The organism is Symbiopectobacterium purcellii (genome assembly GCF_052050035.1).
Classification (GTDB): Bacteria; Pseudomonadota; Gammaproteobacteria; order Enterobacterales; family Enterobacteriaceae; genus Symbiopectobacterium; species Symbiopectobacterium purcellii_A.
In genome coordinates this window covers 2,445,730-2,459,310 of the sequence record NZ_CP189882.1, presented here as the reverse complement: position 1 = coordinate 2,459,310, position 13,581 = coordinate 2,445,730, and the positions used below count along the sequence as shown (strand labels likewise).

Annotated in this window: 10 protein-coding genes and 1 pseudogene; 3 read left to right on the top strand and 8 right to left on the bottom strand. The window is 54.4% G+C overall.

The window, feature by feature from the left end; genetic code table 11:
* Positions 1–39: 39 nt before the first annotated feature.
* The 7 genes from rffG to trxA all read right to left on the bottom strand — a co-directional run bounded on the left by rffG (position 40) and on the right by trxA (position 8,124).
* Positions 40–1,113 carry a dTDP-glucose 4,6-dehydratase gene (rffG, locus tag ACQGXV_RS17410; protein ID WP_440867048.1) on the bottom strand — a complete coding sequence of 358 codons (1,074 nt, stop codon included), beginning with the start codon at positions 1,111–1,113 and terminating at the stop codon, positions 40–42.
* Complete coding sequence (gene wecC, locus ACQGXV_RS17405; protein WP_440867482.1) at positions 1,104–2,366, bottom strand: UDP-N-acetyl-D-mannosamine dehydrogenase; 1,263 nt, start codon at positions 2,364–2,366, stop codon at positions 1,104–1,106. Before wecC ends, rffG begins: the two co-directional genes overlap by 10 nt.
* Before the next feature lie 23 nt (positions 2,367–2,389).
* Positions 2,390–3,523: a non-hydrolyzing UDP-N-acetylglucosamine 2-epimerase gene (wecB, locus tag ACQGXV_RS17400; protein ID WP_440867047.1), complete on the bottom strand. Its 1,134-nt coding sequence runs from the start codon at positions 3,521–3,523 to the stop codon at positions 2,390–2,392.
* 52 nt (positions 3,524–3,575) lie between these two features.
* Positions 3,576–4,673, bottom strand: a complete 1,098-nt coding sequence (gene wzzE / locus ACQGXV_RS17395; protein WP_440867046.1) for an ECA polysaccharide chain length modulation protein — start codon at positions 4,671–4,673, stop codon at positions 3,576–3,578.
* Positions 4,674–4,696: 23 nt separating this feature from the next.
* Positions 4,697–5,779, bottom strand: coding sequence for a UDP-N-acetylglucosamine--undecaprenyl-phosphate N-acetylglucosaminephosphotransferase (gene wecA, locus ACQGXV_RS17390; protein WP_440867045.1), 1,083 nt, complete (start codon positions 5,777–5,779; stop codon positions 4,697–4,699).
* A 287-nt stretch (positions 5,780–6,066) separates the two neighbouring features.
* Complete coding sequence (gene rho, locus ACQGXV_RS17385; RefSeq protein ID WP_440867044.1) at positions 6,067–7,326, bottom strand: transcription termination factor Rho; 1,260 nt, start codon at positions 7,324–7,326, stop codon at positions 6,067–6,069.
* 471 nt (positions 7,327–7,797) lie between these two features.
* Entirely contained in the window at positions 7,798–8,124 is a 327-nt protein-coding gene (gene trxA, locus ACQGXV_RS17380) for a thioredoxin TrxA (RefSeq protein ID WP_440867043.1), read from the bottom strand.
* A 117-nt stretch (positions 8,125–8,241) separates the two neighbouring features.
* Between trxA and rhlB the strand changes: the two genes are divergently transcribed.
* The gene (gene rhlB / locus ACQGXV_RS17375) at positions 8,242–9,528 is read left to right on the top strand and encodes an ATP-dependent RNA helicase RhlB (protein ID WP_440867042.1); all 1,287 of its coding nucleotides are present in this window, start codon (positions 8,242–8,244) and stop codon (positions 9,526–9,528) included.
* 6 nt (positions 9,529–9,534) lie between these two features.
* Positions 9,535–11,031, top strand: a complete 1,497-nt coding sequence (gene ppx / locus ACQGXV_RS17370; RefSeq protein WP_440867041.1) for an exopolyphosphatase — start codon at positions 9,535–9,537, stop codon at positions 11,029–11,031.
* 8 nt (positions 11,032–11,039) lie between these two features.
* Here the strand turns inward: ppx and rep are convergent, their stop codons facing one another.
* Positions 11,040–13,064 (bottom strand): DNA helicase Rep, encoded by a 2,025-nt coding sequence (gene rep, locus ACQGXV_RS17365; RefSeq protein WP_440867481.1) that lies wholly within the window; start codon positions 13,062–13,064, stop codon positions 11,040–11,042.
* Between the two features lie 178 nt (positions 13,065–13,242).
* Between rep and ppiC the strand changes: the two are divergent.
* Positions 13,243–13,524 (top strand): annotated as a pseudogene (gene ppiC, locus ACQGXV_RS17360) (peptidylprolyl isomerase PpiC).
* Positions 13,525–13,581 lie beyond the last annotated feature (57 nt).

Sequence of the window (13,581 nt, the reverse complement as noted above, 5' to 3'; positions counted from 1 at the left end):
ACGCTGCTGTTTGACACAGGGGCGCGACAAACGCGTCGATTACGCGTCCAGTCCCAACCGTTCGCCGGTATAGGAGCCATCCTGCACGCTGCGCCACCAGGCTTCATTATTCAGATACCACAATACCGTTTTACGCATGCCGGTCTCGAACGTCTCCTGCGGTTTCCAATCCAGCTCCTGCGCCATTTTGCTGGCATCGATGGCATAACGCATGTCATGGCCGGGTCGGTCAGTCACATAGGTAATCAGATCGCGATAATGGGTTACACCCGCCGGTTTTTGCGGTGCAAGTTCTTCCAGCAGATCGCACAGGGTATGTACCACGTCGAGGTTTTTACGCTCGTTATGGCCGCCGATATTGTAGGTTTCCCCGACCTCACCCGCCGTCACCACGCGGTAAAGCGCACGCGCATGATCTTCAACAAACAGCCAATCGCGGATCTGCGCACCGTTGCCATACACGGGCAGCGGCTTAGCGGATAATGCGTTGAGGATCATCAACGGAATCAATTTTTCCGGAAAGTGGTAAGGACCGTAGTTATTGGAGCAGTTGGTGATGATCGTCGGCATCCCATAAGTGCGCATCCAGGCACGCACCAGATGATCGCTGGAGGCTTTAGAGGCGGAATAAGGACTGCTGGGTGCATACGGCGTGGTTTCGGTAAACAGATCGTCCGTGCCGTGCAGATCGCCAAACACTTCATCGGTAGAAATATGGTGGAAACGGAAGGCGGCTTTTTTCTCGTCATCCAGTGCGTTCCAGTAGTGGCGCGCCGCTTCCAGCATCTGATAGGTGCCGACGATATTGGTTTCAATAAATGCCGCCGGACCATCAATCGAGCGGTCAACGTGACTTTCCGCCGCCAGATGCATCACCATATCCGGCTGATACGTAGCAAAAACCTGATCCAACGCGGGACGATCGCAGATATCAATCTGCTCGAACGCGAAACGATCGCTGGCCGCCACCGGGGCCAATGACGCCATATTCCCGGCATACGTCAGCTTATCAACCACCACGACGCTGTCTTGCGTTTCTGTTACCAGATAACGCACCAGCGCTGAACCAATAAACCCTGCGCCGCCTGTCACCAAAATACGTTTCAACGCCATACTCCTTTCGTATCTACAATCCACTGTTGTTTTATCTTTTCAGGTTCTATCGCGCGGAATGCACGGTTATCGACCAGCATCACCACCACATCGGCCTCACGCAACGCCGTTGGCAATTCGGTCAACGTGACCAATCCGGTCAAACGTGGCGGCAACGCAGCCACATTCGGCTCCACGGCCAGCGTCGTGCCGCTGTGCCACTGCGCAATCATTTCGGTAATCCCGACCGCCGGGCTTCCGCGCAAATCGTCAATATCTGGCTTAAACGCCAGCCCAAAACAGGCAATGGTCACGTCACTGGCGCGTTTGCCGCTCTGCACCAGACAATCCGCTACCGCCATTTTGACGCGATCGACCACCCACAACGGCTTACCGTCGTTAACCAATCGCGCTGTGTGTATCAAACGCGCCTGCTGGGGGTTTTGCGCCACAATAAACCACGGGTCTACCGCGATGCAATGACCTCCAACGCCGGGGCCGGGCTGAAGGATATTAACGCGTGGGTGACGATTCGCCAGACGAATCAGTTCCCATACGTTGATACCCTGTTCGGCACAAATCAGCGACAGTTCGTTGGCAAAGGCGATATTCACGTCACGGAAGCTGTTTTCTGTCAGTTTACACATCTCGGCCGTGCGCGCGTCGGTTTCAACGCACTCACCTTCAAGAAAAATCTTGTATAACGCGCTGGCGTGCGCGGCACATGATGGCGTCATACCGCCAATCACCCGATCGTTTTTCACGAGTTCCACCACCACCTGCCCAGGCAATACTCGCTCCGGACAGTAGGCAATATGAATATCGGCATCTTCCCCGGCGTGCTGCGGGAAGGTCAGATCGGGTCGGGCGTCGGCCAGCCACGCCGCCATCTGCTCCGTCGCGCCAACGGGACAGGTGGATTCGAGCACCACTAGCGCGCCGGGCTGCAAAACGGGTGCAATCGACGCTGCCGCGGCCTGTACATAGCTCAAATCCGGTTCGTGTCCCTCTTTGAACGGCGTTGGCACCGCAATCAGAAAGGCATCAGCCGCCTCGGCTTTAAGCGTTGCTGTCAAATAACCGTTTTCCACGGCGACCTTTACCATGGCCCCCAGATCGGGTTCGACAATATGAATCTCACCGCGATTGATGGTTTCCACCGCATGGCGATTAACGTCCACGCCAATCACCTGTTTTTTCCGAGAGGCAAACGCGGCTGCGGTCGGCAAACCGATATAGCCCAACCCAACTACCACTATTTTATTGATTGTCATTGCGTTAGTTGTCATGGTGTTGCTCATTGTCGTGTAACCAAAGGGTTCTTCAGTGCGGCAATAATACGCTGACAGGCGGTGCCGTCACCGAACGGGTTATGCGCCCGGCTCATGGCCTGATACGCCGCATTGTCGGTCAGCAGTTGCGACACCGCATCCAGAATCGTCATCACCTCAGTGCCAACCAGCCGCACCGTTCCCGCGTCCACAGCTTCTGGCCGTTCCGTTGTCTCACGCATCACCAGCACGGGCACGCCTAGCGAAGGCGCTTCTTCCTGAATGCCACCAGAATCGGTCAAAATCAGGTACGATCGGTTCATCAGGTAAACAAACGGCAAGTACTCCTGCGGCGCGATCAGAAACACGTTATCAATACCGCTTAAAATACGATTAACCGGCTCACGCACATTGGGGTTCAGGTGCACCGGGTACAGAATCTGCGTTTCCGGGTGGCGACGGGCAATGCCCGCCAACGCAGTGCAAATACGCTCGAATCCGTTGCCAAAGTTTTCACGACGATGCCCAGTAACCAGAATCAGTTTTTTATTCGCATCCAGAAAACCGTAGTGGGTATCCAGGGAGTGGCGCAATGTTTCATCGCCAAGAATTCGATCGCGCACCCAGAACAGCGCATCGATAACCGTATTTCCCGTCACCAGGATCTGCCTGTCACCGAGATTTTCCCGCAGCAGGTTATCACGCGCCCGCTCGGTTGGCGCAAAGTGATAGGTCGCCAAATGGCCGGTCAGCTTACGGTTGGCCTCTTCAGGCCAGGGCGAATAGAGATTGCCCGTGCGCAACCCCGCCTCCACATGAGCGACAGGGATACGCTGATACAGCGCTGCCAGGCTAGCGGCCAACGTGGTGGTGGTATCACCATGCACCAGCACCAGATCGGGTTTGAACGCCGTCAATACCGGCTCCAGCCCTTCCAGAATGCGGCAAGTGACCTCACTCAACCCCTGTCCCGGCTGCATAATGTTCAAATCATAATCTGGCGTAATAGCAAATAAACGCAGCACCTGATCCAGCATCTCCCGGTGCTGGGCGGTTACGCATATTTTCGATTCAAAGGCTTTATCTTGAGCCAGGGCATAAACCAGAGGGGCCATTTTGATGGCTTCTGGACGGGTGCCGAAAATAGTCAACACTTTCACTATGAATCTCTTTCATCAGGTTAGGGGCTGCCCTTTCAGGCGGCATAAACGGTCAATCCACCCGCCGCTGAGGTTTACAGCGAACCAATGCAATGCCCGCCCCAGTTAATGCACCGATAGCGCCCCACATCACCATCAAGAACAGGCGACGCGGACTGTCTCGCTTCACCGGCTCCTCCGGCGTGCGCAGATAACGGTAGGTCTGCAATGCCGCATCGAGGGTTGGCTCAACGCTTAACGTCGCCAACATGGCGCGGTTTTGGTCATAATCGATGTCGTAGCGCGGCCCACTGGCCTGCAAAGATTCCAATTGCGCCTGCAACATCGGACGCCCCAACAGGAAAAGTTCTGAGGGCGGCAATTCTTCCGCGGGAGTATCGGTCTGGCTGCGGCTTATGCCCTGCTGTTGCGCAATTTTTAGCGCCATCTTCACACTATTCAGATCGCGATCGAAAATGGCCTGTGCGACCGTTTCCTGACGTTGAATCTGCGACTGCAAAAAGACCTTACGTGCCGCCCAGGCACCTTTCAGCTCACCGTTAAGGTGTTGCGCGGCGCGCTGACTGGCAAACTCGATATAGTTGCGCAACAGGCGATTGGCGGCAGGCGCGTTGTCCGCCGTCAGACGCACGCTGTCGAAGGTCTTTTTACCGTCGTCGCGCGGGGTAAACTGGATGTCGGCGATCAGTTCGTCCAGCAAAGCTGCATCCGCCTTGGCATCACCGTCCTGATGCGATTTATAGTAGTCGCTCTGTAGCCAGAAATCGCGCCGGGTATTATACGCGGCAACCTGCATGACAAACTCGTCGTAAACTTTGGCTGACACCAACAGCTCTTCGGGCGGCAGCGATGCAAAGGCTTTGGCATCCAGATTGCGTAAGAACTGCTGTTGCGGATAATAACCGCCCAGCCGCGTGACACCGGGCCGGTCCGTTATTGCCGTGGCGCTCCACTCTTGACGTGCAAGATAGGAATACCCTAACGCCACCAGCGCGAAAGCCAGCGCTACGCCGGCAATCCAGAATTTGCTTCGCCACAACGCACCGCACAGGCCACGAATGTCCAGTTCATTCTCGATACCGGCATCCGCAGTCGTCACGCGGTAATGGGCTTCGCCAGAGGTTCCGTTAGCAGGGTTTTCGTGTTTCATTACTTCCCCAAAGTGATGTGGTTTCAAGTTGAGTGTCGATGATTGTCGTTACGACGCGTTCGACGCTTGATGCGTTTCAGAAAGCGTGCCACGCGCCATGCCCGTTTCAGGCAATAGTCGTAAAGCCCAAAGGCCAGTAAAAACAGCACCAACATGGCCCACTCAGGAATGAAAGAGAAATACTCTCCGGCCATGCCGATACCCGCCAACAGCACCGCAGCCACGGTGATCAACACAAAGGCCTGATGCGGTGTAAACCCGGCGCGCATCAGTAAGTGATGGATATGCTGACGATCCGGCGCGAAGGGATTCATCCCTCGACGCAAGCGACGGTACATGATGGCCACCATGTCCATCAGCGGAATGGCGATCAGCCACAGCGCCGTTACCGGATTAATCGGATGGTATTTACCCTGCGTGGATTGCATCAGGATCCAGATGGCGGTGAACCCTATCATGGTGCTGCCTGCATCGCCCATAAACACTTTATAGCGGCGGCCAAAAAAACCGAGATTGAGCAAGATATACGGCAGCGTGGCCGCAATCATGGCAAAGCACCACAGCGCCAAACTGTTGTGACCGTAGCCATAGAGCAGGATACCCATCGCGCCAAACGACACCGCGGAAAGGCCGCCGAGCAGACCGTCGATACCGTCGACCATGTTAAACGCATTAATGGCCGCCCACACGGCAAACAGCGTAACCAGATAGCCCAATGGTCCCAGCACCATATCCCACGGGCCAAACATCTTCCCCAGATTGCGCAATGAGAGATGCGCGAACACCATCATGGCAACGGCCACCAGCGCCTGAACCAGCGCACGAATTTTGACACTGATATCAAAGCGATCGTCCAATGCCCCGACAAACACCAAAATACCGGCGCACAGTAGGTAAAAGCGGAAATGGGGAATGTAGGAGTCGGTGATCAGGAAGGTGAAGCACAAGCCAGCATAAACGGAAATGCCCCCCACCAACGGGATCAGCCCTTGGTGACGTTTACGCTGATTGGGACGATCGACAAGACCGAGCGGCCCCGCCACGCGACGGGCCAGGAATAGAAAAGCCAGAGAAAACAAGAAAATCAATAATAACTCTAGACGCATAGCGAGTAAGTTTACCGTTTATGGCTACAAGCCGCCGTCGGCTGCCACGGCGAAGCATGGTTCGCCATAACAGGGCCGTTCACCACAACATCATTATGCCGCCGACGGTATCGCGAGGGCATGCAGAGGGCAAGCGCTCGCAACGGGGTTATGATGACGCCATCAAATCAGTGCGTACCATAACGGAATGCATGACGCCGGGACATCCTAGAATACTCTGGAAAAACACCCTGTAGTGTAAAGGTCGGTAAGTTCCTAAAAAAAAACGCCACGAGAACAGAGCCTGCTTATGAACGCTTCATCATATCGAAGAATTCATCGTTGGTTTTGGTCATCGCCAACTTGTTGATCAGGAACTCCATCGCATCGATTTCCCCCATCGGGTGAATGATTTTGCGCAGGATCCACATTTTTTGCAGTTCTTCAGAGGTGGTAAGCAGCTCTTCTTTACGCGTACCGGAACGGTTGTAGTCGATAGCCGGGAACACACGCTTCTCAGCGATTTTACGCGCCAGATGCAGTTCCATGTTACCTGTACCTTTAAACTCTTCGTAAATCACTTCGTCCATCTTCGAGCCGGTATCCACCAGCGCCGTGGCGATAATGGTCAGGCTGCCACCCTCTTCCACGTTACGCGCAGCACCAAAGAAGCGTTTCGGACGGTGCAGGGCGTTGGCGTCCACACCACCGGTCAGCACTTTGCCAGACGCCGGTACCACGGTGTTGTAGGCACGCGCCAGACGGGTGATGGAGTCCAGCAGGATGATAACGTCTTTTTTATGCTCGACCAGGCGCTTGGCCTTTTCAATCACCATTTCGGCAACCTGAACGTGGCGAGAGGCCGGCTCGTCAAAGGTAGACGCGACCACTTCCCCTTTAACCAGACGTTGCATCTCGGTCACTTCTTCCGGACGTTCGTCGATAAGCAGCACCATCAGCACGCAATCAGGGTGATTATACGCGATGCTCTGTGCAATATTTTGCAGCAGCATGGTTTTACCGGCTTTCGGCGGTGCCACGATCAAACCACGCTGACCACGACCGATCGGCGATGCCAAATCCAATACGCGTGCTGTCAGATCTTCTGTTGAACCATTACCGCGTTCCATGCGCAAACGTGAGTTGGCATGCAGCGGGGTGAGGTTTTCGAACAGGATCTTGTTGCGGGCGTTTTCAGGTTTGTCGTAGTTGACTTCGTTGACTTTCAACAAAGCAAAATAGCGTTCCCCTTCTTTGGGAGGACGAATCTTGCCTGAAATGGTGTCACCAGTACGAAGATTAAAGCGGCGAATTTGGCTGGGAGAAACGTAGATATCATCAGGGCCGGCGAGGTAGGAGCTGTCTGCAGAGCGGAGGAAACCGAAACCATCCTGCAAGATTTCCAGCACACCATCGCCGAAAATATCTTCGCCACTTTTAGCGTGCTGCTTCAAAATGGCGAAAATAATATCCTGTTTGCGCATACGAGCCTGGTTTTCCAGCCCCATGTTTTCGCCAACAGTAATTAACTCAGAAACTGGCGTATTCTTTAATTCGGTAAGATTCATAGTGGTGGGTTCTTAAACTCGGGGTAAATCTCGAACAATTAACGTGAATGGGATGGCAAGGGTCACCGTGCCACTATCATATACCGCCCTCAATCACACCATTCCGTTTGGCTTGATACGTGAACGTGTTACACGTTGACCACGCAAGCCCGATACAAAACGACGGCAAGAGATCGAAGGCACCTGAAACCAATTAATGTAATACTTTTAGATTGCCTGACCACGCTACAGATTCTTATGCCGTGATTGTGCGATTTGTTGTCACGAACGGGCAGCGTTAATGTATAGACAGCGAGTAATGCTATAGATTCAAACTTTCAGGCTCAAGCCTGTGAGGCTTAAACATAGGCAAGTACGATATGCAGTACTGATGAATCTAGCACGCTTCATGACGTGCGGCAAGCGGTCAATACGATAAATCCTCACTGACCGCTTTGTGCGATGAAATAGCGTTGATAAATCTGTCAGGCATTACAGATTGGTGTTCAAAAACTCTTTCAACTGGCCTTTAGACAGCGCGCCGACTTTCGTTGCCGCCACTTCACCGTTCTTGAACAGCAGCAGGGTCGGGATACCACGGATGCAGTATTTCGGTGCAGTCGCCGGATTATCATCAATGTTAAGCTTGGCAAAGGTGATGCGACCTTCGAATTCATCAGCGATTTCATCGAGAATAGGAGCGATCATTTTGCAGGGACCACACCATTCAGCCCAAAAATCAACCAGTGTTGCCCCTTCGGCCTGCAACACGTCCGTTTCGAAGCTGTCGTCTGTCAGGTGAATAATTTTATCGCTCATTTTTTACTCCGCAGGATTATCTTTAGCGAGTTGGTGTAGCATTAACCAACAAAGCTTGACTTTATTTCACTGTATACGCTTTCGTAAAGCAATAGTTAGCTGATATTCTACCACACTATGAGCAAAACACACTTGACTGAACAGAAGTTTTCCGACTTCGCGCTGCACCCGCAGGTGATAAAAGCCCTTGAAAGAAAAGGGTTTTATAACTGCACACCCATCCAGGCACTCGCACTACCTCTCGCCCTTGATGGTCGAGACGTCGCGGGTCAGGCGCAAACCGGAACTGGCAAGACGCTGGCATTTCTGGCGTCTACTTTCCACTATCTCTTGTCGCATCATGCTTCTGCAGAGCGTCAAACCAACCAGCCGCGCGCGCTGATCATGGCTCCCACTCGCGAGTTGGCTGTGCAAATCCACGCGGATGCACAGGCACTGGCAGAATCGACGGGCTTGAAACTGGGTCTGGCTTACGGCGGAGACGGTTACGATAAGCAGCTTAAAGTACTGGAACAGGGTGTTGATATCCTGATCGGTACCACGGGCCGTTTGATCGACTACGCCAAGCAGAATCATATTAACCTTGGTGCCATTCAGGTGGTGGTGCTGGATGAAGCCGACAGAATGTACGATCTGGGCTTTATCAAAGATATTCGCTGGCTATTCCTCCGCATTCCGCCGGTAACGCAGCGTCTGAACATGCTGTTCTCCGCCACGCTGTCATACCGTGTGCGTGAGTTGGCGTTTGAACAGATGAACAACGCCGAGTACGTTGAAGTGGAGCCGAAGCAGAAAACCGGGCACCGCATTAAGGAAGAGCTGTTCTACCCGTCAAACGAAGAGAAGATGCGCCTGCTTCAAACGTTGCTGGAAGAAGAGTGGCCGGATCGCTGCATCATTTTCGCCAACACCAAGCACCGCTGCGAAGACATCTGGGGCCATCTGGCTGCGGACGGCCATCGTGTTGGCCTGCTGACTGGCGACGTGGCGCAGAAAAAACGCCTGCGCATTCTGGATGACTTCACGCAGGGCAACCTGGATATTCTGGTCGCCACCGATGTTGCGGCCCGCGGCCTGCACATTCCTGCCGTCACCCATGTCTTCAACTATGACTTGCCGGACGATTGCGAAGACTATGTGCACCGCATCGGCCGTACCGGACGTGCAGGTGCCAGCGGCTTCTCCATCAGCCTGGCCTGTGAAGAGTATGCGTTGAATCTGCCCGCTATTGAGCAATACACTGGCCATTCAATCCCGGTGAGCAAATACGATAGCGATGCGCTGATGACCGATCTGCCTGCGCCTAAGCGCTTGCCTCGCACGCGTACCAGCAGCGGCCCGCGTCGCAGTGGTCCGCCACGTCGCAGCGGCGCACCGCGCGGCAACCGTAAAAGGCCGAGTTAAGCATCCATGCTAAACGCTTCCTCGCTGTATGCGGCGATCGATCTGGGCTCGAACAGCTTCCATATGCTAGTGGTGCGGGAGAGCGCTGGCAGCATTCAGACGCTGGCGCGCATTAAACGTAAAGTGCGTTTGGCCGCAGGACTGGATCGCGATAACCGCTTGTCACAGGAAACCATGCAGCGCGGTTGGCAGTGCTTGCGCCTGTTTTCCGAACGCTTGCAGGATATCCCTCAGACGCAAACCCGCGTTGTCGCCACGGCAACCCTGCGGCTTGCCACCAATGCCGATGAGTTTCTGGCACAGGCGCAGCAGATTCTGGGCTTGCCGATTCAAGTCATCAGCGGTGAAGAGGAAGCACGCCTGATTTATCAGGGTGTGGCCCACACCACCGGTGGACCGGAACAACGTCTGGTGGTGGATATCGGCGGTGGCAGCACCGAACTGGCAACCGGGACCGCCGCGCAGGCCACGCAGTTGCTCAGCTTGCCGATGGGATGTGTGACCTGGCTCGAGCGCTATTTCAGCGATCGCACCCTGACGGCAGAAAATTTTGCCCGTGCTGAGCAGGCGGCCAGTGACATGATTCGCCCCGTGGCCGACCAACTGCGTACGCAGGGGTGGCAAGTGTGCGTAGGTGCATCCGGCACGGTACAAGCGTTGCAAGAGATTATGGTGGCCGCTGGCATGGACGAGCACATTACGCTCGAGAAGCTGCATGCTCTGAAAGAGCATGCCATTGCGTGCAATAAGCTGGAAGAGCTGGAGATTGACGGCCTGACGTTGGAACGGGCGCTGGTGTTCCCCAGCGGATTGTCCATTCTGTTGGCTATTTTTCAGGAGCTTGGCATTCAGAGTATGACACTGGCCGGTGGCGCACTGCGTGAAGGCCTGGTGTACGGAATGCTGCACCTGCCCGTAGAGCAAGATATTCGCCAACGCACGCTGCTCAATTTGCAACGGCGCTACCTGCTAGACGGTGAACAAGGGCATCGCGTCAGCGCATTAGCCGATAATTTCCTGCATCAGTTAGCGCAGGATTGGCCGTTGGATCATCGATGTAGCGAGCTGTTGCACAGCGCCGGTTTTCTGCATGAAATCGGTCTGGCCATTGATTTTCGCAATGCACCGCAACACGCCGCCTATCTCATTCGCAATAGCGATCTTCCCGGTTTTACACCGGCACAAAAAAAACTACTGGCTATTCTGGTGTTAAATCAGAGTGGTGAGCTCGATCTTCAGTCATTGAATCAGCAAAACGCTGTACCTGTTCTGCCTGCACAACGTTTGTGCCGTTTGTTGCGACTGGCCATTATTTTCGCCAGCCGCCGTCGTGATGACACAGTACCTGACAGCATTTTACGGGCAAGCGGCGATACTCTGCATATCCAGTTGCCTGCTGGCTGGCTGGCAGCGCATCCCCTGCGCGCAGAAGCGTTGGAACAAGAGAGCCGTTGGCAAGGCTATGCCCACTGGCCGCTGGTGATTGAGGAAGCCGCGCCGTAACAACGGCGCTACTCCTTATCGCGCGCCTGCGCCAGCTGTGCGCGCAGGTTCGCAAGATGGCTTTGCCCCTTTTGCATCCGCTCTTGCGCGCTAACCACTTTGCGCGCCGTTTCCCATTGCAGATCGTCCTGCGGCAGTTCCAGCAAGAAACGGCTGGGTTCTGGCCGCATCAGTTCGCCATACTGGCGTCGCTCTTTGCACAGGGTAAAAATCAGCTCACGTTGCGCCCGCGTGATGCCAACATAGGCCAGGCGACGCTCTTCATCGACATTGTCTTCGTCAATGCTGCTCTGGTGCGGCAATAGCCCCTCTTCCATCCCCACCAGATACACATAGGGGAATTCCAGCCCTTTGGAGGCGTGCAGCGTCATCAGTTGTACCTGATCCAGCTCTTCTTCGTTTTCGCCGCGCTCCATCATGTCGCGCAACGTAAATCGCGTCACCACCTGCGTCAGCGTCATCGGCTCATCAAGATCTGACCCTGCCAGCATTTCCGTCATCCAACTGAACAGTTGGTTGACGTTTTTCATACGCATTTCCGCCGCTTTCGGGCTGGTTGAGGTTTCATACAGCCAGCTTTCATAATCCAGCCCGTGAATAAGGTCGCGCACCGCCGCCACCGGTTCCCGCTCCGCTTGATGGGCAATGTCCCGCATCCAGTGGGTAAAGCGTTGCAGTGAGGACAACCCACGCCCAGACAGGTGTGCTTCCAACCCTAAATCAAAACTGGCGGTAAACAGGCTTTTGTTGCGCACATTGGCCCACTCTCCCAGTTTCTGTAGCGTCGCAGGGCCGATTTCTCGCTTAGGGGTGTTAACGATGCGCAGAAAGGCGCTGTCATCATCCGCATTGGTCAAAACGCGCAGATAGGCCAACAGATCCTTGATTTCCGGACGAGAAAAGAAGGAGGTACCGCAGGAGATACGATAGGGAATGCGGTTTTGCATCAGCATCTTTTCAAACAGCCGCGACTGATGGTTGCCACGATAGAGGATGGCATAGTCACTGTACTGCGTCTTGTTGATAAAGTGATGAGCAATCAATTCGCCCACCACCCGTTCCGCCTCGTGGTCTTCGTTGTTGGCAGTGATCACCTTCAGTTCACTGCCGTAACCCAATTCCGAAAAGAGTTTTTTTTCAAATACGTGTGGGTTATTGGCGATCAGGATATTGGCCGCTTTGAGAATACGGCCAGAGGATCGGTAATTTTGCTCCAGCTTAATCACTTCAAGCTGGGGGAAGTCCTGAGAGAGCAGCACCAGGTTTTGCGGGCGGGCACCGCGCCAAGAGTAGATGGACTGGTCGTCATCACCCACCACGGTAAAGCGTGCACGCGCACCAACCAACAGTTTGATCACCTCATACTGACTGGTGTTGGTGTCCTGATACTCATCCACCAGCAGGTAGCGCAAGCGGTTTTGCCAGCGCTCACGCACCTCTTCATTGCGCTTAAACAGCAGCGTTGGCAACAGAATCAGATCGTCAAAATCCAGTACGTTACAGGCGCGTAAATGGTCGTAATACAGGCCATAGCAGTGTGCAAACAGCTTATCGCGCTCCGACTGCGCCGATGCCGCCGCCTGCGCCGGGTCCATCAGATCGTTCTTCCAGTTGGAAATGGTGGAGGTTAACTGCTGTAGCTGGGTTTTATCCCCTTGCAACCAGGTTTCCGTCAGTTCATTGAGCAGTGCGGCCTGATCCTGATCGTCAAACAGCGAGAAGTTTGCCTTCATGCCCAACGCGGCGTATTCCCGTTTGATAACCTCCAGCCCCAGGGTGTGGAAGGTGGAGATCAGTAACCCGCGCGTCTCCTTACGCCCTAAGGTTTGCGCCACGCGCGCTTTCATTTCGCGCGCAGCCTTGTTGGTAAAGGTCACCGCGGCGATATGACGCGCCTGATAGCCACACTGACGGATCAGATGCGCAATCTTGTTGGTGATAACGCGCGTTTTACCTGACCCCGCGCCAGCCAGCACCAGACAAGGGCCGGTGACAAATTCGACAGCATGTTGTTGACTGGGATTCAGGCGCATGACGTTCAGCTCGCAATAAAAACGGAAGCCGATTGTAGCAGAAAGCCGCACAGATCTTGATGGCCGGATTCGCCTTTACCGATCCACATCAGGCCGGCATCTTGCTACATTGCCAGCCATTGGCGTCGGCGTGAGGCCTGTTCAATTCACGCTTCTTAATCACATGAAAGGTATTCCCATGGCGAAAACAGCATCTGCTCTGCATATCCTGGTCGATACGGAACAACAGGCGAATGATCTACTGGACCAATTGGCGCAAGGGGCAGACTTTCAGCAGTTAGCCAAAAAGCACTCTACCTGCCCGTCCAAACAGGAAGGGGGTAATTTGGGTGAATTCCGTCAGGGCGATATGGTGCCCACTTTAGACAAGGCGGTATTTTCCTGCTAGTTGCTAAAACCCTTTGGACCGGTAAAAACCCAGTTCGGCTACCACATCATCAAGGTGCTGTACCGCAACTAACCGTTCTGCCAACCGGACGTTCTGTGTTGTTGCGCCGCGCACACTGCGCGGCGCGTA

Bases quoted from the DNA above. Each gene is read 5' to 3' on its own strand.
- rffG (WP_440867048.1), bottom strand. From the start codon at position 1,113: ATGGCGTTGAAACGTATTTTGGTGACAGGCGGCGCAGGGTTTATTGGT.
- ppx (WP_440867041.1), top strand. From the start codon at position 9,535: ATGCTAAACGCTTCCTCGCTGTATGCGGCGATCGATCTGGGCTCGAAC.
- wecA (WP_440867045.1), bottom strand. From the start codon at position 5,779: ATGCGTCTAGAGTTATTATTGATTTTCTTGTTTTCTCTGGCTTTTCTA.
- wzzE (WP_440867046.1), bottom strand. From the start codon at position 4,673: ATGAAACACGAAAACCCTGCTAACGGAACCTCTGGCGAAGCCCATTAC.
- rhlB (WP_440867042.1), top strand. From the start codon at position 8,242: ATGAGCAAAACACACTTGACTGAACAGAAGTTTTCCGACTTCGCGCTG.
- wecC (WP_440867482.1), bottom strand. From the start codon at position 2,366: ATGACAATCAATAAAATAGTGGTAGTTGGGTTGGGCTATATCGGTTTG.
- rho (WP_440867044.1), bottom strand. From the start codon at position 7,326: ATGAATCTTACCGAATTAAAGAATACGCCAGTTTCTGAGTTAATTACT.
- trxA (WP_440867043.1), bottom strand. From the start codon at position 8,124: ATGAGCGATAAAATTATTCACCTGACAGACGACAGCTTCGAAACGGAC.
- rep (WP_440867481.1), bottom strand. From the start codon at position 13,064: ATGCGCCTGAATCCCAGTCAACAACATGCTGTCGAATTTGTCACCGGC.